The 24895-nt window shown below is 54.3% G+C and carries 21 protein-coding genes; 8 read left to right on the forward strand and 13 right to left on the reverse strand.

Annotation, left to right across the window (positions count from 1 at the left end; all coding sequences use genetic code 11):
* Window positions 1-53 precede the first annotated feature (53 nt).
* The 4 genes from B1C80_RS19415 to B1C80_RS19430 all read right to left on the reverse strand — a co-directional run bounded on the left by B1C80_RS19415 (window position 54) and on the right by B1C80_RS19430 (window position 4726).
* Window positions 54-1556 (reverse strand): replication initiation protein, encoded by a 1503-nt coding sequence (locus B1C80_RS19415; protein ID WP_077922877.1) that lies wholly within the window; start codon window positions 1554-1556, stop codon window positions 54-56.
* 695 nt (window positions 1557-2251) lie between these two features.
* Complete coding sequence (locus tag B1C80_RS19420; RefSeq protein ID WP_077922878.1) at window positions 2252-3241, reverse strand: hypothetical protein; 990 nt, start codon at window positions 3239-3241, stop codon at window positions 2252-2254.
* Window positions 3242-3253: 12 nt separating this feature from the next.
* Window positions 3254-4213, reverse strand: coding sequence for a ParA family protein (locus B1C80_RS19425; RefSeq protein WP_077922879.1), 960 nt, complete (start codon window positions 4211-4213; stop codon window positions 3254-3256).
* 159 nt (window positions 4214-4372) lie between these two features.
* A complete protein-coding gene (locus B1C80_RS19430; protein ID WP_129605460.1) occupies window positions 4373-4726 on the reverse strand; it encodes a helix-turn-helix transcriptional regulator in 354 nt (117 codons plus the stop codon).
* Between the two features lie 319 nt (window positions 4727-5045).
* Here B1C80_RS19430 and B1C80_RS19435 point away from each other — a divergent pair, with 319 nt between their 5' ends.
* The 3 genes from B1C80_RS19435 (at window position 5046) to B1C80_RS19445 (ending at window position 7943) form a co-directional block, all read left to right on the forward strand.
* Window positions 5046-5429 carry a hypothetical protein gene (locus B1C80_RS19435; RefSeq protein WP_077922881.1) on the forward strand — a complete coding sequence of 128 codons (384 nt, stop codon included), beginning with the start codon at window positions 5046-5048 and terminating at the stop codon, window positions 5427-5429.
* A gap of 327 nt (window positions 5430-5756) precedes the next feature.
* Complete coding sequence (locus B1C80_RS19440; protein ID WP_077922882.1) at window positions 5757-6647, forward strand: YitT family protein; 891 nt, start codon at window positions 5757-5759, stop codon at window positions 6645-6647.
* A gap of 33 nt (window positions 6648-6680) precedes the next feature.
* Entirely contained in the window at window positions 6681-7943 is a 1263-nt protein-coding gene (locus B1C80_RS19445; RefSeq protein WP_077922883.1) for a sodium:proton antiporter, read from the forward strand.
* A 7-nt stretch (window positions 7944-7950) separates the two neighbouring features.
* Here the strand turns inward: B1C80_RS19445 and B1C80_RS19450 are convergent, their stop codons facing one another.
* From B1C80_RS19450 to B1C80_RS19475, 5 genes are all read right to left on the reverse strand, one after another.
* Entirely contained in the window at window positions 7951-8763 is an 813-nt protein-coding gene (locus B1C80_RS19450) for an alpha/beta fold hydrolase (protein ID WP_077922884.1), read from the reverse strand.
* A gap of 17 nt (window positions 8764-8780) precedes the next feature.
* On the reverse strand, window positions 8781-9608 hold the full coding sequence (locus B1C80_RS19455) for a sugar phosphate isomerase/epimerase (protein WP_077922885.1): 828 nt from the start codon (window positions 9606-9608) through the stop codon (window positions 8781-8783).
* Window positions 9605-10684 carry a Gfo/Idh/MocA family protein gene (locus tag B1C80_RS19460; RefSeq protein WP_077922886.1) on the reverse strand — a complete coding sequence of 360 codons (1080 nt, stop codon included), beginning with the start codon at window positions 10682-10684 and terminating at the stop codon, window positions 9605-9607. Before B1C80_RS19460 ends, B1C80_RS19455 begins: the two co-directional genes overlap by 4 nt.
* Before the next feature lie 532 nt (window positions 10685-11216).
* Entirely contained in the window at window positions 11217-12848 is a 1632-nt protein-coding gene (locus B1C80_RS19470) for a M1 family metallopeptidase (protein ID WP_369822720.1), read from the reverse strand.
* Window positions 12849-12966: 118 nt separating this feature from the next.
* On the reverse strand, window positions 12967-13902 hold the full coding sequence (locus B1C80_RS19475) for an AraC family transcriptional regulator (protein ID WP_077922998.1): 936 nt from the start codon (window positions 13900-13902) through the stop codon (window positions 12967-12969).
* Between the two features lie 137 nt (window positions 13903-14039).
* On the opposite strand from B1C80_RS19475, the gene B1C80_RS19480 reads away from it, so the two are divergent.
* Genes B1C80_RS19480 through B1C80_RS19490 form a run of 3 tightly spaced genes read left to right on the forward strand, consistent with a single transcriptional unit; the run spans window position 14040 to window position 17230 of the window.
* Window positions 14040-14954 (forward strand): dihydrodipicolinate synthase family protein, encoded by a 915-nt coding sequence (locus B1C80_RS19480; RefSeq protein WP_077922888.1) that lies wholly within the window; start codon window positions 14040-14042, stop codon window positions 14952-14954.
* A gap of 12 nt (window positions 14955-14966) precedes the next feature.
* The gene (locus tag B1C80_RS19485; RefSeq protein ID WP_077922889.1) at window positions 14967-15971 is read left to right on the forward strand and encodes a 4-hydroxyproline epimerase; all 1005 of its coding nucleotides are present in this window, start codon (window positions 14967-14969) and stop codon (window positions 15969-15971) included.
* Window positions 15968-17230, forward strand: coding sequence for an FAD-binding oxidoreductase (locus B1C80_RS19490; RefSeq protein ID WP_077922890.1), 1263 nt, complete (start codon window positions 15968-15970; stop codon window positions 17228-17230). The genes B1C80_RS19485 and B1C80_RS19490 overlap by 4 nt, the downstream gene beginning before the upstream one ends.
* Before the next feature lie 23 nt (window positions 17231-17253).
* On the opposite strand, the gene B1C80_RS19495 is transcribed toward B1C80_RS19490, so the two are convergent.
* Both B1C80_RS19495 and B1C80_RS19500 read right to left on the reverse strand, forming a co-directional pair.
* Window positions 17254-19026 carry an ABC transporter ATP-binding protein gene (locus B1C80_RS19495; RefSeq protein ID WP_077922891.1) on the reverse strand — a complete coding sequence of 591 codons (1773 nt, stop codon included), beginning with the start codon at window positions 19024-19026 and terminating at the stop codon, window positions 17254-17256.
* Between the two features lie 51 nt (window positions 19027-19077).
* Window positions 19078-20109: an alkaline phosphatase D family protein gene (locus B1C80_RS19500; RefSeq protein ID WP_077922892.1), complete on the reverse strand. Its 1032-nt coding sequence runs from the start codon at window positions 20107-20109 to the stop codon at window positions 19078-19080.
* A gap of 189 nt (window positions 20110-20298) precedes the next feature.
* Between B1C80_RS19500 and B1C80_RS19505 the strand changes: the two genes are divergently transcribed.
* Together B1C80_RS19505 and B1C80_RS19510 are read left to right on the forward strand one after the other, a co-directional pair.
* On the forward strand, window positions 20299-21498 hold the full coding sequence (locus B1C80_RS19505) for a glycosyltransferase family 87 protein (RefSeq protein WP_077922893.1): 1200 nt from the start codon (window positions 20299-20301) through the stop codon (window positions 21496-21498).
* 282 nt (window positions 21499-21780) lie between these two features.
* Window positions 21781-22716, forward strand: coding sequence for a sterol desaturase family protein (locus B1C80_RS19510; RefSeq protein ID WP_077922894.1), 936 nt, complete (start codon window positions 21781-21783; stop codon window positions 22714-22716).
* Between the two features lie 97 nt (window positions 22717-22813).
* Here B1C80_RS19510 and B1C80_RS19515 read toward each other — a convergent pair whose 3' ends face one another.
* Window positions 22814-23182, reverse strand: coding sequence for a DUF1304 domain-containing protein (locus B1C80_RS19515; RefSeq protein WP_077922895.1), 369 nt, complete (start codon window positions 23180-23182; stop codon window positions 22814-22816).
* 105 nt (window positions 23183-23287) lie between these two features.
* Entirely contained in the window at window positions 23288-24469 is a 1182-nt protein-coding gene (locus tag B1C80_RS19520) for an ATP-binding protein (protein ID WP_077922896.1), read from the reverse strand.
* Between the last annotated feature and the right edge of the window lie 426 nt (window positions 24470-24895).

The following is a 24895-nucleotide window of genomic DNA, read 5'->3' on the forward strand; positions in this document are numbered from 1 at the left end:
CTGAGCATAAAGGACAAAATGTCCTTTATGCTCAGGAACCTGGCTATATACCGTTATTTGATAAAATAAGGGATACCATTTTCGTTGAAACCAATCTGGACCCCGAACTCCCGTTCGGCAATTTTCTGGAAGGTTAGGCGCCGGTCATAGGCAGTATGGTTATTTACCCAGTAACTCCCGATCTCACTTTTGGCCAGATCGGTGGGCTGGCCACCAGATTCGAAGTAAACAGGATTATTCGCCTGGGTCGTCAGCAGTTGATCGAGCAATGGAGTGCGGGCATCTTCTGTCATTTTATCGAAGGCCTGCAAAAAGTAAGTATGCTCCCGGCGCTCAAAATCAGTAATGATTAACTGCATCCGCTCCTGCTCTGCCTGCTCCTGTTGCTTCTGTTGTAAACGAGCTCGTTCGCTTTGTCGTTTGCCTTCTTTCTTCAGCCGAAATCCTTTGTATCGGGCAAACGTTTCGGGAGTGAAAAAGGCTACACTTTTGGCCTTTGCTTTGGTATCGATCAAACCTGTGAATGCGTCCAGCACCGTATCCCGGCCATGCTCGGTTACGTAACCATCAATCAATAGTTTACTGGTGATCGCATCGGGTCTGTCTTCAATCCAGATTTCCTTGAAGAGTTCGTACAGTTCCGCAAACTCGGCTACGGTCAGTTCGGGTGAAGCGGCAGGTACAGGCCCAGCCGCCGGCTCGGGTTGGGGCTCGTACTCGGTTGTGAGTTCAGGCCCGGTTTCGGGCGGACCTTCCGGAACGGGTAGAATTTTGGTTTTATCTTTTGGCTTGATAAAGAAAATCAGCCCGGTAACTCTGGGTTTCTGGCCCTGTAAGTTTTCACCAACTTTCTGATACGACAGCCTGATATCGGTCTTTTCGTTGATCTCCTCCAGCGCCGGCATCAGTACGTACTTCTCGAAGGCGGCAAACCGCTGGTATCCGCTGGTGTTATACCCGAAGCGTTCTTTGAACCGTACCAAATCACTTTCATACCGGCCGTAATTGAGCCACGATTTGAAGAACGGATATAGTTTAATTGCCTGCGCATTCTGAAGCTTGTGGACGTTCTGTTTTAGAAAGCTGTAATTGCCTTTCTCTTTAACATCGAGGATGATTTTAACCAGCTTTTCGTGAACCTGTACCTGAATGGTGCTGCTCTTGTGATCGTGCGTCGAGAAGGCTACGATAGGGCTGCGGTGTTCTCCTTTCTCGTCTTTCCATTTCAGGATGGTTGTCTGCAAGGTTTCTACCGACGTGATCAGGTGCTGGTAGTTCTTGGACTTGGCCGCGCCAATATCTTTCAGGAAATCTTTGATGACGATCTCGATCGTGATGTTCTGGTTGTTGGCAACGCCAACCAGGTGCTCGGGTTTGAGCCTGGATACAATCTCGTAAAAGACCTTGGGGGTGTAGATTTCCGTTATTGTCTTCTGCTCTGATTTCGAAATAGCCCGAACGAATTTTGGACTCGCGAGCGGGTTATTCATGATAATGTACTCCGGGTTCTGCTGAAGAGCCTCTATGTCTTTTCGGGTGTCGGGCTTATCACTCATATCGGTTCTGGTGAATCGCAAGGTGAGGCAATATAAAGTTAATATGTAAGTTTTACCCAGTTTCTTACATTTTATTATCCTGCCGACAAACCGCACAGAATGAGGCCCTGGTGGCGCGTAGTCGATTTAATTACCGTACCAACCAACTTACACAATCCCGGGTAGTCTATTTTAAAAATAAAAAAGTATTATATAATGGACTTATTCATTCTACTACAGGGACTCATAACTAGAAATGTATAGGCAGCAGTTGGGGAAAAGCACAAACTGGTCTTAAATATGGCCTAAAGTGCCCTCCATATTCTCGTACCAAATGACTTACATATTCGTACCAAACGACTTACACCCGGTACCAAATGACTTACATTCTCGTACCAAACGACTTACATATCCGTACCAAACGACTTACATCCGGTACCAAATGACTTACATTCTCGTACCAAACGACTTACATATCCGTACCAAACGACTTACATAATCAGCTTATAAAAACCTGATAGTCAATAGGTTAGGCGGGGTCTAAAAATATATTAAAAATAGAAAAAATAGTATCTAAAAATAATAGAAAAAACACACTCTAAAAAAACACCCACCTGCCGCAAGACTGGGTGGGTGTTTTTTTCTTTTTTCAAATTTTAAACTTTCCTTTTACCGCTCTTCCACTTTTCCCTTAACCCCCTGTTGCGGCCGCCCCCTTATAGGTTTTTCGCCCTCTCTCCTGAATGGTTTTCAACAAGCGTCTTTTTAAGCATCGCGGCACAGTCAATGATCTGATCGCAGATACCTACTTCATCGGCACCGGTAGCGGTCAGTGAAGCTAGTAAGGAGTGTAACCGTTTGCGTAGTGCGGCCGGTTTGGCTGGTTTGCTCATCTGACGCCCGATAGATACCGAAGCTGGCTTGTCTGCCGCAACGAGTTGATCAGACCCGGTCAACAAACTGTCGATGGAAGTGAGGCTACCAGCTGGTATATCACTTTTTGCCAGCTGTTGTATCACCGACTTGCTTACCGAGACACTACCGGCCAGAATAGAAGCTTTCAGGGCAGGAGCCAGTTTGTCCATGCCTGCGGCAAATTCGGCATCGCGTTTAATCGTCTTTTCGTTGACGTTGTACTGTTTGGCAATCTTCTGGGCGGTCGATTCGGCTTTTGCCTCCGGGTTCGAAGCCGTGTCGATAAAGTCGGCTGAAGCATATGGGACATTTTGTCCTTTATGGTTGTCCCGTTTGTATTTGCCCCGTGTCCCGCGTTCATCGAGGTAGCGTAAGCCGCGAAAATAGGCGGTCTGTTCCGGGGTCAGGTTCCGGCGTCCCAGCTGATTTTCGATCATGAAGCTCCTGACCTCATCCATGCCCGAGAAGGAGACCAGGTTAACCCGAAAATCGATGCCGAAACGCTGACAGATGCCGTATCGATTGTGGCCGTCTACCAGCACATATACCGGGCTTATATCGTCCGAACCGGCCAGGCTACCCTCGGTTGTTTCCCATACCAGCAGCGCTTCCCGACAGCCGTCTTTCCGAATGTTGTTTTCCAGCTGGGCCTGTTCGTCGGGGAGGAGTGGGGGGATGAAGGCCTGTAGCTCGGGCAATACCCGGATGTTTCGACGAATGTCTTCGTGCCGGAGCAGGCTCTGATCTTTTATGATTTTCTTCGTGCTCAGCGATTCCATGTATTTTTTCATACCGGGTGCAGTTTAGGCGGTAAGCAGTTGAGGAGCTGGCTGAGTGAATTCGTGGGCCAATTTTAAATAATCCTGAGCGCCGTGTGATTCTTTAGCGTAGGTGAACACATCACGTTGCGCTACCTGCGACTCTTTCAACGATACATTCAGCCGGATTTCAGTCTTGAATATCCGGAAGTTACTCAGGTTGGTATGGACGTACTCAATCATGTCGCGGTGCAGCTTCAGCCGTCGGTCAACCATGGTCAGTACGATACCTTCCACCGTCAGTTCGTGGTTGATGCGGTCGCGGACCTGGGTGATGCGGTCAATCAGGCTGTTTATGCCTTTCAGCGCCGACACCTCGGGCTGGAGCGTTACCAGACACGACTGTGACGCAACCAGGGCCGAGTTGGTAAAAATGTTGAGCGCCGGCGGACAGTCGATGAGAATGTAATCGTACTCCGATCGGAGGGGAGAGATCGCGTTCCGAAGCTGATTGACGCCCCCGACTACCTGTACCAGCTCGAGATCGGCATAGGCCAGCTCCAGATCGCTCGGCGACAGATCGTACCGTTCGCCGATGTTGAGAATGGGTAAGGGTTCATTGTCGAGCAGGGCGTGTTTAACCTGTTTTTCGGGTTCGTCGACCCCCAGCGCCTGAGACAGGTTGCCCTGCGAATCCATGTCGATCAGCAACACGCGGTAGTTCATCCGCGACAGGGCCCTGCCCAGGTTCAGCGTCGTCGTCGTTTTACCAACCCCCCCTTTGTGATTGACTACCGAAATGACTCTGGCTTTAGGCTGGTTCTGATACCCATATCGAATCAGGACCGGGAACAGGGCGCCGAGGTGTTTTACGTTCAAAACCCGATCGCCAGCCACGGCTTTCAGCAGCGTGCTGGCCGGCAATCCGGCTTCCTTTTCTAATACAGAAGCTGACAGCGCCGGGTTTCTGCGCAGAAACTGAACAGCCTGTTCGTGAGTGATCATGGTAATGTGTAGAGTTTAGAATTGTCTTATAATTAGGGCAAAAGTATATCTTATGTCTTAATTTTAAGACAAACCAAACTATTTTTAGAAGAATTAGCTTAAAAAATGAGGGAGAGGGACGCGTTGTGTTCGTTTTCTGGCCCTGAATAGAAAAATACCCTAGTTGATGGGTGGGAAATCAGAGTCCACTTCGGTACGGCTGTGGTCAACAGCGGATTGCTCAGTTGGAGCGTCAACGGCCTGTTGAACCGTTAAACCGCGAACATAGGTCATATAACAGAGCGACATCACCTTTTCGGGGGGAAGCCCGAAATAGGTAGCGAAGTTGTGCATATGTTCCAGCGAGATGCCGTTCAGGTGCTGCTGCTTCAGCTTGTACCAGTTGGAACGGCCAACACCAAACGCTTCGATCACTCTGCTTTGCTTGATACCCATGACATCGATAAACTCGAAAAGATCACGGTAGAGTGGGGGAGCGACTGTGTCAAACTTTTTGCCAACAGGAGTGGCCATAGGAGCGATGATAAAGGTAAACAACGAATGAACGCTGAAATATAGGCCTAATTTACAAAAACTGGCTGGTCGAAGGCGGCAAGGGGACGGAAACGTTAGCGAATGTACGGGCAGGAAATTATTCGGTCGGATCGGGACGGATGAAATACACCGGAACTACAGAGCAGATCGACCCGGCCTTACCAACGTCGCCCGGGCGAACGGCCAGAGGGCTATTCACCCAGAAGGAGAGCAGCAGTCGGTTGTACGATAATAAGTTGCGAGTTTGCCTACTAATTTAATGGCTCTTCCTGAAAAAAATACTTTCTTTACCTGAAGCATGGGAAAAAGCGGACTAGACATACAGCAATCAGTAAAATGGATAGGTGGCCTCCTGGCAGCCTGGCTGTTGCTGTTGTTGCCTGTTCGGGCTGCTGACTTGCCGGCTGTCAGCGAACAGGCCTTTTTGACTACCGCTTCGTCCGAAAACTGGGATACTGATTCCGATTATTCTTCCTCGGCCTACCACGACCACCGGATTGCGGTTGTGAGCCCCAGGGCCGGTTTTTCGTTTCTGCCATCCGTCGTTTTCCTGCCCAGCCTATTCTCGGCTTTCTGTCGTACACTCTGTATTGAGCTGCTCGGTCAGTCGGGTGATTCGTATTTCTGGTTCGGCTTCCTCAGACCGATTTTTGAACACCAGATTGCGATTAACGCGCCCTGATCCGCCGGGGTCTTCTTCATTACCGGTTGTCTGGGTAGGTATCACCGCAAACGGTATCGGCTTCCTGGACCACGTGCATCAATCCGTAGACCTGAAAAGGTTCGGTTCGTCAGGCCCATCAGGGGCATAGCTGACCCGACACCTCCGGTAGAATACCCCACCGCCAATTGTGTGGGATAGGCGTGTGCATACCCCCATTTCTCGTCAAAGGGAGGCTGCATCAGTTCCCCGCATGTTTCCCGTATCCTGTTTTGATGGGGTGAGCCCGGCTCGTGCGCTCATTCCCCGATCTGTATCCATTGATCCATACTAATTGATTTTCTTCATATGATTACTCAAACTGCTTCTATAGATTCTTCACAATCTCATGTTCAACGGCTTAAAGATCTGGCCCTGCTGTGCGCCGGTGTGCTTTGTGCCGGTATGGGCCTGAAGGGATTTCTGTTACCAAACGATTTCATCGATGGCGGGGCCATGGGCATCTCGCTGCTCCTCGAAATAACGACGGGTGTGGAGCTGGCGTTGCTGGTGGTCCTGGTCAACCTGCCGTTCATCTGGATGGGCTATCGGCAGATTTCGACCGGGTTTGCCATACGAACCGTTATCGCCATCGGCCTGCTGGCTCTTTGCCTGGTGGTGGTTCCGTATCCCGTCGTAACCACGGATAAGCTGCTGATATCGGTTTTTGGCGGTTTTTTCCTCGGAGCCGGCATCGGATTGGCCATTCGGGGTGGGGGGGTGCTGGATGGCACGGAGGTTCTCGCCATCTGGATAAGTCGCCGGTCGTCGCTGACCGTTGGCGATGTTATCATGGTCATCAACGTGCTGGTATTTGGAGCCGCGGCCATGCTGCTGACCGTAGAAACGGCGCTTTATGCCATGCTGACCTACCTGGCTGCTTCCAAAACCGTCGACTTTCTGATCCACGGTATCGAGGAATACACGGCCGTGATCATCATATCGGATTATCATGAGGTGATCCGCGAAATGGTTACCCAGGAGCTGGGGCGGGGCATTACCGTTTTCAAGGGCGAAAAAGGGTACGGCAAGCGGGGACTTCAACAAAATGACACCAATATTCTTTATGTAATAGTAACCCGCCTGGAGTTGACCCGCCTGAAAGACAGAATTGAGCGTATTGATGCCAATGCGTTCATTGTCAATCATGGGGTTGATGATACCAAAGGCGGAATGGTTAAGGGGCGGCCCCTGCATTAGTGGCTGCATCGACACATTTTCTCCGAGCGAATAATGCTTTCATACAACTATGATTTATGGCTGGTAATCCTGGCTGTCGCCATATTGGCGGTAGCCTGGTTACCATCCCTGTTAAAAGATTATCCGCTGTCGTACCCGATTTTGTTTGTAGTGGCGGGCTGGCTGTTGTATAAGCTTCCGTTGCCGCTGCCCGATCCATCGCCCATGCTGCATCCTGAGCTGACGACCCGGCTAACGGAACTCTGCGTCATCGTAGCACTGACGGGTACGGGCCTGAAAATAGATCGGCGGTTCAGCTGGCGCGGCTGGCGTTTACCAATCCGGCTGGTCTGGCTTACGATGGTGGTAACGATTATCGTATTCGCCTGGATCGCGGCCGACTGGGCCGGGTGGCCATTGGCTTCTGCGATTCTGCTGGCGGGTGGACTGGCTCCCACGGATCCGGTACTGGCGGGCGACATTCAGGTGGGTGACCCGAACGAAGGGAAAGAAGATTCGGTGCGGTTTGCGCTGACGGCCGAGGCCGGTTTGAATGACGGCATGGCGTTTCCGTTTGTTTTTCTGGCCATTGCGATTGCTAAGGCGGGGTCGCTATCCTCGGCAATGATTACCGAGTGGGCACTGTACGATATTGGGCTTCGGGTCGGCGTGGGGGTGTTGGGCGGGTGGCTTTCGGGCCGGCTGCTGTCTTACCTGATCTTCGGATTACCTCAGCGGATCAGCATCAAAACAACGGCCTACGGCTTTGTGGCCCTGGCCGTGACGCTGATCAGCTATGGCCTTACGGAACTGGTGCATGGCTACGGATTTCTGGCCGTTTTTGTGGCGGCCATCACTATCCGGAGCCACGAACGAACCCACGAGTACCACACCTACATGCACGCGTTCTCCGATCAGATTGAGCGGCTGCTGATTGCGGTTTTGCTGTTGCTGTTCGGAGGAACCATAGCCGAAGGGTTGCTGGATTCGTTGACCTGGCGGGATGCGCTCCTGGGCGCGGGTCTCGTACTGATTATCCGTCCGCTCGGTGGCTGGCTGACCCTGGGCAACACCGGGGCTACTGGCCTGAAACGATGGATCATAGCCAGTTTCGGGATTCGGGGTATCGGTTCTTTGTTTTATATCGCATTCGCGCTCCAGCAGGTATCTTTCGACCAGCCGGAGCGGATATGGGCGCTGACGGGATGGACAATCCTGCTCTCGGTTTTTCTGCACGGCATCTTGTCTACCCCCGCCATGAACCGATTGGATCGGCGCAACGCAGGCCCGGTCGTGGTGACCGATCCGGCCGAATGATCCGGTTTTAGTTCCCCCCGTTTCCGACGGTCAGGAACTCGATCATGCATCGGTTCACATCGGCGGTATGCTGGTCAGGCTCCGTATACCGGGAGGCAATCTCCCGAAACGAGGCATTCGGTAGTGCGTTCGCCCAGGTCGTGGCCATAGCCACGGGGTGAAGCGGGTCATCCGGAGAACCCATAACCAGCGTAGGCAGAGCGAGCCGCGACACCTCCGCCCAATCCTGTATGGGCGCGCTATTGACGATTTCTACCAGTGTGCGGGCAGTCAGTGGTGGGTCGGGTCGGTTCAACTGACCCATTATTGAATCTGCACAGGCCGGGTTTTTGGCCTGAAGGGTAAGAAATGGCTCATCCTGCAGCAACCACGCTCGGGTCGCGAGGGTGTCATGACCGGATTCCAGCCGTTTCCCGAGTCGATACAAGATCATCAGTGGCGAAGGCAGGGGCTGGTCTACCCAGGCGGGCCGCAGCAGCACCAGGCTCCGAATCTGATCCGGACGGTTCAGCGCGTATCGAATGGCGATGCCGGCTCCCATCGATAGGCCGCCCAACACAACAGGGCCCGTTATCTGACCTTCCTGAGTCAGTTGATCCAGCCAATCGGCCACCGCCTGAGCAAATGAATCGAAGGAGCAGGGTGTGGTTGGTAACCAGCGGGCGTCGCCATGCCCCGGCAGATCAGGGACAAGAAGTTGATAACCGGGAATTGGCTGCAGTAGCGATGGCCATTGTTGCCGGTTACCCCCCAGGCCATGCAGCAGTACCAGCGGCTGCCCCTGGCCAAGGTTTGTGTAGGGAAGTAGGGGATAGGTCATTTCGTTTGCAACAAGCGCTAGGTCTGGTGTAGGAGTTCCCGGATAAAGGCAACGCTGGTACTTACTTCGGCCGCGGATAAGCCGTGCAGGATTAGATTGCCCCGGTAGTCGATGGCCCGTAACCCCTGAATAAAGTCATTGTAAGGGAGCCGACCTGTACCGGCCGCCACAACCTGCCCCGATGCATCCCGATCTTTGGCATGGACTGACCGGATGGCGTCACCCAGCTGATCGAGACCACGGGCAATCCGTTGACGAACAACCGCAAGGGGCTCGTGTTCAAAAAGATTTGCCGGGTCAAAAATGATTCGCAGCCGGGGTGAACGAACCTCCTTCAGCAACTGAGCGGCTTTTTCGACGGTATTGATAACGTTGGCGGTCTCTGGCTCAATACCCAGGTAAAGATCATAGTGCTCGGCCAGCTCCAGCGCCTTGTCCAGCGATTGGCGCAGATCGTACCAGGCGTCCGGCCGATCATTGTCCGGATGGGCTGTCCACATATCGGTCTGGTGCCGGGTTCCGGTACAGAGTGTAAGCAGATTGGTACCGAGCCATGAGCACTGGGCGGCAATAACCCACAACTGACGCAAGCCGTTAACCCGCACCGACCGATCGGGGTGGATCATGTTGAACGTACCCGAAACGGCTTCGAGCGTTACCGGCGACTGAGCCAGCGCCTGCTGGATGAAAAAGCGGGCAGACGCATCGACAGCATCGGGCATGGACGGCAGTCCCGCGCAGGAAAAATTAAACTGAATGCGGCTCAGCCCGTGGTCCTCGACGGTCCGTAGCACGTCGGGCAGGGGCCCGGCAAACGTTTTGGCGAAGATGCCTACCTCCATCATAGCTCCCCTTCCTGTAGGTTGTCCAGATAAACCAGCTGGCCCGTAGCAACCGCCTGCTGCACTGCCAGCATAGCGCGAACGTTATCCAGCCCCTCGGCCACGGTGGTACCCTGCTGCGGCAACCCATTCAGAATGGTATCGGCGAGTCCTTCGAGTTGTAAACGATAAAAATGGGCATCGGCACCCAGAACCTGATGGTACATGGCATCGCGCTCGGAAAAGCAGCTGACATCGCTGCCTCTGAAATACCAGGGGTTGTAGGTTTTTGCCTGAACGCTGCCCCACTGACCGGCTGCTGAAAAGCCTTCATGCCAGTCGCCCCGGTAGCCGATGGTCAGGTCCAGATGCCCAACGGCGCCGTTCGTAAATTCGGTTTGCAGCGTCCAGTGATAGGCGCCGGATTTTTGCACCAGCCGCGCCCGGATCGACCCGATTGGCCCCGCCAGAAACCGGGCGGTATCGAGCAGGTGGCTACCATGAGCCAGGAGGTAATAGCGTACTTTGTCGGCTTTTTCGTCGTGACCGGGTTTTAGTGCCCTGGCGGATAAAACAGGCAATGGCTGCACATTGTCGGTAACTGTATATCGATGGGTGTTATCGCTGTACCAGCCGTTAAAAAACATAAGCTCGCCAATCTCGTCCCGGATGAACCGCCGTGCGTAGGCAATACCCGGATCGAAGCGTTTCATGTGACCCACCTGGACGTGTACCTGCTGCTGCCTGGTCAGTTCCTGAAGCCGCAGACAGTCGGTGAGCGAGGTTCCCATCGGTTTTTCAACCAGCACGTGTTTACCGGCTTCGACCGCCCGCAGGGCCATCGGCAAATGAAAGGCATCGGCCGTCGCAATCAGAATCGCTTCAACGGCCGGGTCGGCCAGCATGGCGTCATAGTCGCGGTAAGCCCGGCGGGGTTGCCAGATGGTGGCCATCCGATCGAGCAGGTCGTCGGCCGCGTCGCAGAGCGCGTAGAGTTCGGCATTGCGAGCTTTCTGGCAGGCTTCGAAATGGGCAAACTGAGCAATTGGCCCACACCCAAGTAGGCCCACCCTGAGTAATCGATCGTCCTTTCTGATCATACAAACTAGCCGGGTTAAGAAACAATAGCCGCAAATAAGCAGGAACGGGCCATCCCGGCAACTGGCTAGCGGGTGACCCCATGGACAAACAACATCAAAATTGCTAGCACGAGCTGATCGCCACCCTGCACCGGACTGGTGTCTACATGTTTAACCACTTCGGTCAGAGACTGGCGCTCTTCGACCCGTCGGTGCAGTAGTACCATCGTACACCGTCGGGTATCTGAAGTGTATCCGGGTAGGTTGACGGCGGTGGACTGAACGAAAAAATGGCCGACTTCAACCCGGCCAACCGATCAGCTGGTTTCGAAAGACCCAGTAGTGCGGGAGGTCTCCGGTTTGCCGTCGGTTTGCTATTCAATTTTATCCTGGGCTCTGGTATGCCGCTGCGTTTCTGGTTATTGGCGGTTTCTTCCTGGTCTGCGTGCCGCTGCTGTTTGTCGGTTAGAAAATTGAGGCCCCGGCCCATGTCGATATGGCCATGGAGTAGTGAACCCAAAGGTGGTGAGCTAATCGCCCCCGGCGTTCACGGCTAATTGGTCTGAGCGCTGGGGGCGGTTTCGGTTACAAGCTGGGTAAGCACGTAAAAATTTGGGTCGGCCGTGAGGGTTTTGTCTCTGACCGGTATCCGTTGCCAGCGGGTGGTTGGCCGCAGGAGCTGGGTCGGCCCCGATTCGCCGAGGCATACGTTTACCGGCATGTCGAAACCGTCAACGCAGTTTGTCCAGCGATACTCCAGCGTGTTGCCAGTGAACCTGTAGGCAAGGGTCGGTATCCGGGTGTCGCGCAGGTACTGGTCAAATACCTTCTGTAATTTAAGCCCGGTTAGCCGGCTCAGCTCGGCTTCGACCTGCCTGCCCTCAACGGTTTTGTGGTAAAACGTCTTGTTGAGTCCGCGCAAGGCCCGACGCCATTTGGCATCGTCGTTTACCAGCTGCCGGATCGTGTGGAGCATGTTGCCCCCTTTGTAATACATATCGCCCGAACCGGCGTGGTTTACCCCGTAGATACCGACAATGGGCCGATCATTGCGAATCAGTTTCCGACAGCCAATGACGTAGGTAGCCCCCGCGTTTTTACCGTGATAATACTCGACGTACAGGTTTTCGGCGTAGTTGGTAAAGCTCTCGTGTACCCACATGTCAGCCACGTCTTTGTAGGTAATATTGTTGGCGAACCATTCATGGCCTGATTCGTGGATGATGATAAAATCCCAGAGCAGCCCCCAGCCGGTTCCTGACAGATCCCGGCCGCGGTACCCGTTTTTGAAGCCGTTTCCATAGGTTACCGAACTCTGGTGTTCCATGCCCAGATAGGGGGCCTCAACCAGTTTGTAGCCATCTTCGTAGAACGGATACGGCCCGAACCAGTGCTCGAAGGCCCGCAGCATGGGCTTTACCTGTTTAAACTGCTGCCGGGCTGAGTCGGCGGTTTCGGCCAGCGCGTAATAATCGATGGTCAGCGGGCCTTTTTCGCCCCGGAGTGTATCAGACCAGTGTACGTAGTTGCCGACGTTCAGGTTTACCCCGTAGTTGTTGATCGGGTTAACGACGGCCCAGGTAAACGTTCGGGTTCCGTCACTGTTCTTTACCACACTACGCAGCCGCCCGTTCGATACGTCGGTTAGCTGCTCAGGAACCGTTACCGCTATTTGCATGGAATCGGGCTCGTCATACATATGGTCTTTACAGGGCCACCAGGCGCTGGCCCCCAGTCCCTGGCAGGCCGTAGCGATGAACAGCTGCCCTTTTTTATCCCGGGAATAAACCATGCCGCCGTCCCAGGGTGGTTTGCGCGCTACGCGTGGTTTGCCGCCGTAGAAGACCGTGATCGATTCGGTCCGGCCAACGCGCTGGGGTTTTTTCAGCTGAATAAAATAGGCATCACCGTCCCGCCGAAACGGGAGAGACTGACCATCCTGCTCTACCTTTTCGATCTGCACGGGTCGCTGCAAATCAATCTGCATAACCTGGCCGGGTTTCAGAACCCGGTACCGAACCGTATTGCTACCGCTCAGGGTGCTGTCTTCGGGGTGTAACCGCACCCGAAGATGATAATGGGCCAGGTCCCACCAGGCCCGTTCGGGGGTGATGGTGCCCCGAAGGGTATCGTCGTGGGTAAACGCATAGTGCTGGGCGTAGCCGGGAGCCGGCCGGAGGGCCAGGAAAATCAGCAGGAAACATAGTCCCAGATCGAGGGGACGGAGCAGGCGGATGCGAAAGCTGGAAACCACAGTGTCAGGTACGTTCACGGGCTTGTGAGAACCCGGAGAAATGAGCGGCTTAATAAGCGTTTACCGGGTCTGATACGTTCTTAACCCGATTTTTGAGGTCCGTATTGCCCGGGAGAGGAGTCTGATCGACGGCGCGAAGATAATGACCTGGGGTCAAACCTGTAATGGCTTTAAACTGCCGGTTGAAATTAGACAGGTTACCGTAGCCGCAGGCCAGCGCGATCTGGCTTATGCTGTCGGGTGTTTCCTGCAACATGCGGCAGGCGTGTTTGATCCGCACTTCGTTCAGCAGGCGGGAAAATGTTTTTCGGGTGTGAAGTCGAAAAAACCGGCAGAAGGCACCGGGGGTTAAACTGGCTTCTGCTGCTACATCCTCGAGGGTAATGGGCTGGGCATAGCGGTTCATGATGAAAGAGAACACATTATCGAGCCGCTGGTGGTCATCGGGTCGGCGTGGTTTTTCATAGGCCGTGGCCGACAGCATTTCGCGGTTCGGATGGGCGGCCAGCTGGTCGAGCACCGAAAACAAACAGGTCAGCTGCTCGAACGGACGAAGCCGGTGCAACTCCTCAAGCTGGCTGGTCAGGGCGTTCGGCTGGGTGGCCCGAATACGGACTCCATAGATCGAATCCCGCAGCAGGTGGGTCAGGTGTTCCAGTTCGGGCAGGCCAAACAATGGCCCATCGGCCGGATTGTACCGGAGAAACACGGAGTACGACAACGCCCGCTGGGCAGATCCGGCTTCGAAATAAGCAGGATCATTTCTAAACACGTGCGGGAGGTTAGCCCCGAGCAACAGCACATCGAAAGGTTGAAACCGGTCAATCCGGTCGCCCGCAACCAGGGTACCAACTCCCTCGCGAATCAGGGTGAGCTGATACTCCGGATGAAAATGAAGTCGGTTATACAGATAGGGTCCATCATCGACCTGTACCCGAAACGAACGGGAGTCGACCGTTGGAACCCGAAATAGTAGAGGTTTCATGATACAGTAAAGCATACACAAGCCGTATAAATACTTAAAATGAGTGAAAAATGTATTAGTATTCGCTAATTCGCCATATCTAGCAGAAGCGGATCTGCCGGACATTTGTCTGTACCTTTTTCAACCGGATAGCTCATATGGCACAACCTGTTCAATGGGAGGGCGTATATCCCGCCCTGCTCACTCCGTTTACGGCCGACGATCAGCTCGATCTGCCGCTGTTTGAGACCAATCTTCATGCCCAGCTTGAGGCTGGTGTACATGGCCTGATACTGGGAGGGTCCCTTGGCGAAGCCAGTACACTGACCCGGCCGGAAAAGATAACCCTGCTGCAAACGGCGCAGTCGGTCAGTAACGGCCGTGTACCGGTGTTGATGAATATTGCCGAGCAGGCCACGCGCGAAGCGGTAGCCTGCGCCCGGGAGGCCGAAGCGCATGGCGCCGATGGGCTGATGGTCTTACCCCCCATGCGGTACTATGCCGACCCGCGCGAGACCGTGGTGTTCTTTAAGACCGTGGCGGAGGCAACTTCACTGCCGATCATGATCTACAACAATCCGTATGATTACAAGATTATGACCACTGTGGCTATGTTCAGGGAGCTGGCTGAGTTACCGAACATACAGGCCGTTAAAGAATCGACCCGCGATCTGACGAACATCACCCGGATGCGCAATGCATTCGGCGATCGATTCAGGATTCTGGGCGGGGTGGATACGCTGGCTTTCGAAGCCCTCGTACTGGGCGCCGACGGCTGGGTGGCTGGACTGGTCGATGCGTTTCCAGCGGAGACGGTTGCCATTTATGAGTTGACGAAAGCTGGCCAGCTTGATGAAGCCCGCGACATTTACCGGTGGTTTATGCCCCTGCTCGAGCTGGACATTCATCCGAAGCTGGTTCAGTATATCAAACTGGCGGCCACCGCAACCGGCATCGGGTCTGAACACGTTCGCGCCCCCCGTCTCACCCTCGATGCGGCAGAGCGCGAACAGGTTTGGTCGCTAATTCAAACGCAGCTTGCCTGTCGGCCGGAGTTAACGGCTGTTCGATAATACCTATTCCATATGCCAGACTTTCATTTTTTCTGCATCGACGCGCATACCTGTGGTAATCCGGTACGGGTGGTTACGGGAGGCAGCATTCCTGCGTTGATCGGTGAGTCGATGAGCGAGAAGCGGCAGCACTTTCTGCGCGAGTACGACTGGATTCGCAAAGCGCTGATGTTCGAACCACGCGGGCACGATATGATGTCGGGAAGTATTCTCTACCCGCCAACCAACCCGGCTCATGATGCCGGGGTGTTGTTCATCGAAACCTCAGGCTGTTTACCCATGTGTGGGCATGGCACCATCGGTACCGTTACGGTAGCCATCGAGCAGGGACTCATCACACCGAAAACGCCGGGGGTTCTGTTGCTGGAAGTGCCGGCGGGTCTCGTTCGTGCCGAATACAAGCAGGAAGGGGGGCGGGTAAGGTCAGTAAAGATCACCAACGTGAAGTCGTATCTGGCCGCCGAGAAACTGACGGTCGAGTGTCCCGATCTGGGAGAGCTGACGGTCGATGTGGCCTACGGCGGTAATTTCTATGCCATCGTCGATCCGCAACCGTCGTTCCCCGGGCTGGAGCATTACAAGGCCGAACAACTCATTGCCTGGGCCCGAGTCATGCGTCAGCGGCTGAATGAGCGGTACACCTTCGTTCATCCCGAGAACCCGACGATCAACGGACTAAGCCATATCCTCTGGACGGGCGCGCCGTTACAACCGACCTCTACAGCCCGAAACGCTGTTTTCTACGGCGACAAAGCCATTGACCGATCGCCCTGCGGCACCGGCACCTCGGCCCGACTGGCCCAATGGTATGCTCAGGGTCGGCTGAAACCGGGCGAAACCTTCGTCCACGAAAGTATCATCGGCTCTATATTCAACGGGCGGATCGAGGCCGAAACCGAGCTGGGCGGTAAGCCTGCCATCGTGCCTAGTATTGAAGGGTGGGCGGTTATCCACGGTTACAACCATATTATCGTAAACGAGGCTGATCCCTACCGGTTTGGCTTCCAGGTTTTATGATCCAGAACAAAGGCCTCCATGTCGGAATCATTGGTGGCGGTATTGCGGGCCTGTGCTCGGCCTATTACCTGCGACAGGCTGGCTACCGGGTGACGATCTTCGACCAGAACCGGATTACCGATGGGTGTTCATTCGGCAATGCCGGTATGATTGTACCCAGCCATATTATTCCGCTGGCGCAGCCGGGTATGATCGCCAAAGGACTTCGCTGGATGCTTCGGTCGACCAGTCCGTTTTACGTAAAGCCCCGGCTCAACGCCGATCTGGTGCGCTGGGGCTGGCTGTTTTACCGGCACGCCACAGACGAGCACGTGGAGCGGGCCATACCCGCGCTGCGCGATATCAGCCTGCTCAGCAAGCAACTGTATCAGGAACTAGCCGCTACGGACGAGCTGAGTTTTGGCTGGCAGGAGCGGGGACTTTTCATGCTCTACAAAACCGCATCTGCCGAACATGAGATGGTTGAGGAGGCCCGGGTAGCCAACCGGGCGGGTATTGAAGCCCAGGTATTGACCGGCGCGCAGGTGCAGGCCCTTGAACCGCAGGTCCGGGTCGACGTTCGGGGGGCGGTGTATTACCCCGGCGATGCGCACCTCAACCCGGCAGAACTGATTAGCTCGCTGATCAGCTGGCTGCGGATTTATGAGGTTCAGTTTGTGGAAGAAGCGTCCGTTACGGGTTTCAAAACCGACAACCGTCGGCTGAGCAGTGTCCGCACTAGCCGGGGTGACTATCCGGTCGACGAGGTCGTTGTGGCGGGCGGGGCCTGGTCGCCCGAGCTGGCCCGGCTGCTCGGGTTTTTCCTCCCCCTGCAGGGAGGAAAGGGCTACAGTTTCATGGTACCAAACCTGGCCAGTAACGTGCAGATTCCGGCCATCATGCTGGAGGCAAGGGCCACGGCCACGCCCATGGGGAACAGCCTGCGGTTTGCGGGTACGCTGGAAGTTGCGGGCACCGATCAGACCATCAACATGAATCGGGTGCGGGGTATTTACGAATCCATCAGCCAGTACTATCCGGACATTCCGGTGCAAATGCCAACCGTAGATAAAGTCTGGAAAGGGTTGCGGCCCTGCTCGCCCGACGGTTTGCCGTACATTGGTCGTACAGGTCGTTTCGATAACGTAACCCTGGCCACCGGTCATGGCATGATGGGGCTGAGTCTCGGGCCCGCTACCGGGAAGCTCGTTGCCGAAACCATTGCCGGAACCAGCACCGGGGTTAAGCTCGACCCGTTCCGACCCGACCGGTTTGCTTGAGCCGCGCTGGGGTAGGAGCCGGGTTAGTCGGGTTCTACCGTGGCCGGGTCAATGACCTTCCGTTCGCCGATCTGCTGGCGCCACATGGCGTAGTACAGGCCCTTGCGCTCGACCAGGTCGGCATGACTCCCTATTTCCACAATCTTTCCTTTTTCGAGCACGAAAATGGTGTTGGCGTGCAGGATGGTGGAGAGCCGGTGGGCAATCAGGATAGTGATCTGTTCATGCAGCGCCGACACCGCCCGAACTGTAGCGGTAATTTCATCTTCGGTGAGCGAATCCAGCGCCGATGTGGCCTCGTCGAAAATCAACAGCCGTGGGTTTCGAACCAGCGCCCGGGCAATGGACAGGCGTTGTTTCTCGCCCCCCGACATTTTCAGTCCCCCTTCGCCGATGGGCGTATCGAGGCCGTTTGCGGAGCGGGCCAGGAGGTGGTTACAGGCGGCTTTGTCGAGGGCTTCGAGCATCTCGGCTTCCGAAGCGTCGGGTTTAACGAAGAGCAGGTTCTCCCGAATGGTACCCGAAAAGAGATGCGTATCCTGCGTGACGAAACCAATCTGCCGACGCATCGGGTTGAACCGGAGGTCTTTCGTTGAGATGTCGTTGTAATAGATTTCACCGCCTACGGGTCTGTACAGGCCCACCAGCAGTTTAACCATCGTTGATTTACCCGAGCCAGAGGGGCCGACGAAGGCAATGGTATCGCCCAGCGCAGCATCGAACGATACGCCGTCAATAGCGTTCTGGCTGGCTCCTTTATGCCGAAATATCACGTCAGTGAACCTCAACCGCTCGATCGGACCCACCTCGATCGGTGATTCGGGATTGCGCTCGATGGGTTTTTCCATCAACGACGCAAAACTGTTCAGCCCGGCTTCGGCTTCGCGGTAGGCCAGAATGATATTACCGAGTTCCTGCAGTGGGGTGAAGATGGCGACCGAGATGAACTGCATCGAGATCAGCTCGCCGGTGCTCAAAATGTCCCGAAAAATCAACCACAGCAGGGTGAACAATACCGATTGTTTCAGGATGCTGAGCGTACTGCTTTGCCAGAACGACAGCAGCCGCACCCGCCGGACTTTGAACATCTCCAGCTCGAAAATTTTACGGGTCTGGCCCGTCAACCGCCGAATCTCCGAAAAGGTAAGGCCCAGACTTTTGACCAGCTCGATGTTCCGGAGCGATTCGGTTATGACGCCCGACAGCAGCGCCGTTTCGCGGTTGATGGAGCGCTGGGTCGTTTTGATCTGTCGGCTGAGCAGGCCCGTGAGCCCGCCCAGCAACAACACCCCGATCAGAAACACCGGAACCAGCGCCCAGTGTTTCGTGACGGCGTACCAGATCAAAAAGCCCATACCCACTACCGACGCAAAAAGTACGTTGATAAACGAGTTAATGAATTTCTCGGTGTCGGTACGGACCTTTTGCAGAATGGCCAGTGTGGCCCCGCTGCTCTGGTCGCCAAACTCCTGATACGATAGCCGAAGGGTTTGCTTCAGTCCATCGTTGAAGATATCCGTACCGAATTTCTGCACCACCAGCCGCGTGACGTACTCCTGCAGGGCTTTCATCACGTTAGCCAGAATGGCCACGCCAACAGCCAGTCCCAGCAGCTGTAACACCCCGCGTATTTTCTCCGACTCGGTTTTCTGCCCCGGATTGGTGGCATACTCGTCGATCAGTTTACCGAAGATGATCGGGTCGATCAGGGCCAGCGCCTGAGCAACGCCCGCCAGGCCCAGCGCCAGAACGGCCAGCCAGCGGTATGGATACAGATATTTCCAGAGAATGAGCACGCCTGTAGGGGTTAACGTGTGACAAATGCAACGCCGACCCGTTCAGACCGTTCAGAAGCTAACCGTCTGGGTAAGGTGAGTGGCCTGGCTATCGCCGTTGATCCGGACGGTAGCCGTCAGCGGTTTAGCTTCCCAGTTGATGGTGATCAAACCGTAGTTCAGTTTGGCAACCATCTCACCCACGCGGTGGCGGTTTGGTTCTTCATGCGGTTTCGACACGTGGGTCAGACCACTGCTAGTAATGTCGAAGAGGTCGTAGCCGAGGCCGGGAACCCGAACGCGCGACACTTCGGCAATATGCCGGTCACCACTAAGCAACAGTGCGCCCTTCGGCTTTGTTTTGGCCAGCAGGTCCAGAAAGCGCTGGCGGGCAACGGGAAAATTGCCCCATTTCTCGTAAGGGTGTTCTTCGGGCAGGAACTGAATCCCGCAGCCAATCAGGTGAACATCCGCATCAGAGTTCGTGAGCTGTTTCTCCAGCCATGTCCACTGAGCCTCGCCCAGCAGATCGCCCGAAGGATCCGGTACGTTCAGCTTGCCTTCTTTCTTGAGCGGGTCGCGGAAGTAGCGGCCGTCGAGGAGGATGACCTTTACCCGTTTTCCGGCCGGGCCATAGACGTGGGCTGAGTAGGCCCCTTCCTGCTTGCGAAGCGGATCGCTGGCCGGTACATCCAGAAAGTCGAGCATTAGCTGCTGGCTCTCCTTCCGACGCGGGTACTCTTTACCACCGTCATTCACCCCGTAATCATGATCGTCCCATACGCCGATGATCGAAGCCGACTGACGTAGCTGCTGGTAAACGGGGTTGGCTTTCTGACGATCGTACTTCGCTTTCAGGGTATCCATGTTTTCGGTATCCCCGTACACGTTGTCACCCAGCCAAATCCACACATTCGGCTTTTGGGCCACGATATCATCCCACAGGGGCTGGGGGCGCTTCTGATCACTGCACGACCCGAACGCGATCGTTGAAATGGGCGCCTGGTCGGCCCGGTTACTGGTTTCCGCTTTAGGTGTGCGGCATCCGATAACGGCTGCGCAGCCCAGAAACCCAATAGCAAGTTGTTTGGTAAATGATAGCATCGTTGACTGGTTAATTGCACAAAACTAGCTAGTCGATGGCGGACTAAGACTGACTTCAAGATTTGTTAATACAGGCTGAGGGGTGTTTCCCAGTGAATAAAACGGGGGATGATTTATAATCCATAAAAATCTATTTAGTATACAGAGGCAACTGTTGTAGTTTTGGCGCCAGTCACCGATACAGCCTGCATGAATCGCTCACGTTATCAAAAAGTCATCCTGTTTTTTGGCAGAGAACCGGTACTGCTCACCGTATATGGCCTGATCACCCTGCTCGCCAGTATCCAGCAGTATCTGTTGACGCCCACGTCTGTTGCCGGTAGTGAACAGTTGTATACGCATTACAACAACTATGTAATTTTCAAGAATTCGTTCTTCCACCTGCTCGCCAATCAAAACCTGTACACTTACTACCTGGCCGAACAGTGGGATCTGTATAAGTACTCACCTACGTTTGCGCTGCTCATGGCCCCGCTGGCGTGGCTGCCCAACTGGCTGGGTCTCTTTCTCTGGAATGCGCTCAACACGCTGGTCCTTTTTTTCGGCATAAAACATCTACCCCGATTGTCCCGGGAAACAACCGTTAAACTGAGGTGGTTTGTCCTGATCGAGCTGCTGACCTCCATTCAGAATTCGCAAAGCAACGGGTTGATTCTGGGCATGCTGATCTGGAGTTTTATTTTCCTGGAGCGGGGGCGGCTGATCTGGGCCACCCTGTTGATGCTGGGCAGTGTTTTTATAAAAATCTTTGGGGTTGTAGCGTTTATGCTGTTCCTGCTATATCCCCGCAAACCGGTAGCCATGGCGTATACCCTGGCCTGGACTTTGATTTTACTACTTCTGCCCCTGGTGGTCATAACGGGCCCGCAACTGCTGGCCCAGTATCAGAACTGGTGGGTCATGTTACAGGCCGACCATTCAAGCTCGCTGGGGTATTCGGTCATGGGCTGGTTATCGACCTGGTTTTCAGCGGAACCTCCCAAACTGCTCGTCGTTGGGCTCGGGGCGATGTTATTATTGGCTCCGCTAGTCCGCTTGTCGCTCTATGCCGACTACGGCTACCGGCTGCTGCTGCTGGCTTCGGTGCTGATCTGGGTGGTTATCTTCAACCACAAGGCCGAGTCGCCGACCTTTATTATTGCCATGGGGGGGGTGGCCATCTGGTACTTTACCAGGACAGCTACCGCTATGGACCGGGTGCTCGTTCTGCTGGCTTTTGTCTTTACGTCACTCTCGCCGACCGATGTTTTTCCGGCCGGCCTGCGCCAGTCACTCGTTGAGCCTTATGTCTTCAAAGGCGTCTTCTGCATCGCCATTTGGACGCGGCTGACGTATGAACTCCTGACTCGGGACAGGAAGCCAACCCGCCCGGAATTGACCCCGGTTTGAGCAAAACGAGCAAAAAAGGGTTGAATTTTGAGCTGGATCGCCTACTTTAGTCTAGCGAATCGTTGTCAGGCTAATCAGATTCTAAGCAGCCGCTAAGTAGTTTCTAAGCAAATTCCGGTTCTTTTGGGCCAAACCTGACGGCCTGAGTGAGTCGTCCCTGGTTTAGAAAAGTCAGCCCAGCGTTGTGAAGATGCAGATCCTGCAGAACGCCTTTCGTCGTGACGTCGACAAGGAGAGTCAGTTGACTATGTATTTTTTTCAGCAACCTGTTAGTACTCCGCTATGAACACTTCTTTTTTCGGTGCTCCCCCCATTTCATTAGACCAGCTTGGTCCCGTCGAGCAGTCGGCTCCCAACCTCATCCTATGGGCTGTTCCCTTTATGATTCTGTTTACCGCGATCGAGATGATAGCGGCCTATGTGGAAGAAAAGCCGTTTTATGAACGCAAAGAAACGGTCGGTTCGGTGCTGGTAGGGCTGGGGGCGCTGGCCGTAGGAGCAGCCACTAAACTCGCGCTGCTGTATGCCATCGTCTGGATCTACAATGCCCTTCCCTGGCGCATGGAGCTGGCCTGGTGGACACTGCTTCCGTGTTACGTGATTTTTGACTTCTTCAGCTACTGGGCGCACCGCATCTCGCACGAGCAGCGGTTCTGGTGGGCGACCCACGTGGTACACCACTCCGGTGAGCATTATAACCTAAGCGTTTCGTTCCGGCTAAGCTGGGTACAGCATCTGAAAATTATTTTCTTCCTGCCGGTGGCGCTGATCGGGTTCCACCCGGTTATCTTCTTCACCACCAACCAGATTGCCGTTTTGTTTCAGTTCTGGGTGCATACGGAGTATATCGGTAAACTGCCCCGCTGGGTCGAGTATGTTTTCGCGACGCCCTCGAACCACCGGGTCCACCACGGTTCGCAACCCAAGTACATTGACAAGAACTACGGCGCCACCTTTATCTTCTGGGATCGGTTGTTCGGCACCTATCAACCCGAAGAAGAGCGGCCGATTTATGGCATCACGACCAATATTGAACAGAAAGGCAACCCGTTTCACATCAACTTTCACGAGTTTGCCGACATGGCCCGCGATGTAAAGAAAGCCCGTGGTCTGCGCCAGAAGCTGTTCTACGTGTTCGGTAGCCCCATCAAAATCGCCGAAACCAAGCAGGCTGGTGAGGCCAGGCCCGAACCGGCAGAAATGCCTTCGGTTGCCTAATAAGCCAAAGCCAATCAAGCTTATAAAGCCAGTCGGGGCCTTTGACATCAAAGGCCCCGACTGGCTTTATCATGATCTGATAGCTATCGCTGCTGACTTATCCCCGGCTGAGGAGCGTACATACCAGCGCGATCAGGGCCGGTACCGCCTGGATGAAAAAAATAGAGCGCTGGGCAGTTACGGCCCCAAACACACCGGCAACAATCACGCATCCCAGAAAAAAGCAGGCGACATGCACCTGCCAGACCGGGTCCTGAATCAGCAACGACCAAACCAGCCCGGCCGCCAGAAAACCGTTGTACAACCCCTGATTGGCTGCCAGCGATTTCGTCGGCTCGAACAGTTCGGGCGGGAATGACCGGAAGGTTTTACGGCCCCGGGTTGTCCAGGCAAACATTTCCAGCCAGAGAATGTACAGGTGTTCAACGGCAACCAGTCCAACGAAAATCTGAGCGACTACTTTCATGGCACGATGGGTTTAGATGTATACACACAAAGCCAGGGTAAGCAAATCGGGCCTGCCCTGGGCTTTACCGATAAACAAGGGTACGAATTTCGTTCGCTAAACCAGCTAGATCGGTAAATAAATGCTAAAGACCGCGCCCTGCCCCGGATTACCTGTTGCCTTTATAAATCCGCCGTGGTTCAGAACCACCTTCTTGGCAATGGCCAGCCCTATGCCGGTTCCGGGGTACTCGGTTCGGTTATGCAGCCGTTGAAAGGCACCGAAAATTTGATCCGCGTAGGCCTGATCAAAGCCGATACCGTTGTCCTGAACCTCGATCAGATGGTAGGTCGGTCGGGCGCTGATGGGGGTAAACTCGACGGGGAGCTCGTGGGCCTGAACCGTTCGGCTGTGTATGATAACGTGGGGGGATTCGCCGGGGCGGGTAAATTTGATGGCGTTGGTCAGCAGATTTTGAAAGAGCTGATTGAGCTGGCTTGCGTCGCATATAACTTCGGCCATGGGGGCAACCTCAATCCGGGCGTTAGTCTCGCCGATGACAACTTCAAGGGCGGTCAGCACGGTGTCAATAATGTCGTTCAGATTGTTTTTACGGAAGGTGTCGGGCTGTCGGGTCAGTCGCGAATAGTCGAGCAGGTCGTTGATCAGCGCCGACATGCGGACCGACGCGTTTTTCATTCGATTGAGCAGGTCGGTTCCGTGGTTCCCGAGTTGCGCGGCATAGATATCGATCATCATGTCGCCGAACTGCTGAATTTTTCGGAGTGGCTCCTGTAGATCGTGACTCGCTACGTACGAGAATTCGAGCAACTCCTGGTTCGAGCGCATCAACTCCTGATTAAGGGTGACCAGCTCACTGGTCTGATGCTTCAGCACGAGCTGCATCTGTTTGACCGAGGTAACATCAGACGTGATAAGCACCAGTCTGTTTTCGTACCGGCTCACCACCAGGTCGAACCAGCCGTCAATCCCGTCCCAGGCATAGGCCAGCTCTGATCGTTGGTAGGGTTGGCCGGTATGCAGCACCTTCAGGTATTCGTCATACAATCCCCTTGATTTGGCGCTGGGGAAAAGCTGGAGGTAGGAAACCGGCCGGGGCAAATCGGCCGGTAAGGCGCCCCCATACATTTCCCGTATCCGGTTGTTGACATACACGAAGTTAAAATCGATTACCTGCCCCTGCTCGTCAGTTATAGGCTCAAAAATGGCAACCCCTAGCTGAGTCGAATCAAGGATATGGCGCAGAAACGAAAGTTCATTGATCAGAGCGGAAGGCAAAGCAGACATAATCAATAGTATTTGAATAATCTACTAAATCAGAAGGGTAAAGTTTGGGGCCAGCCCGATAGTTTACTGAATGGTAGAAGGCCAAACTAGGGAATGGCCGGCGCGGTAATCTAATGTTTTTCTAAGATTAGGTTAAGTTCATTCTAAGTAGTTGCCCCGTAGTTTGTTGGTTATCGCTGGTTGATCAACAATAAGCCTATGTTTTTACTGCTCCGACTGCTAAAACCGCTGGCTGTCCTTACGGTTTTTGCCTCTCTCTTTTCCGTTGTGCAGCTATGCAGGGCTGTCAACATGCTGCGCAAACGCATACAATTTGGCGGATTTCTGGTTTATACAACCAGAGAGGACGGCTAACCGGCTACTCATAGGCCGGGTTTTTGGCTGATATGTCGACCGATGTCATGTTCTCAACTCACGTTACTAAAA

This window comes from Spirosoma sp. 209 (assembly GCF_002006735.1).
GTDB lineage: Bacteria > Bacteroidota > Bacteroidia > Cytophagales > Spirosomataceae > Spirosoma > Spirosoma sordidisoli.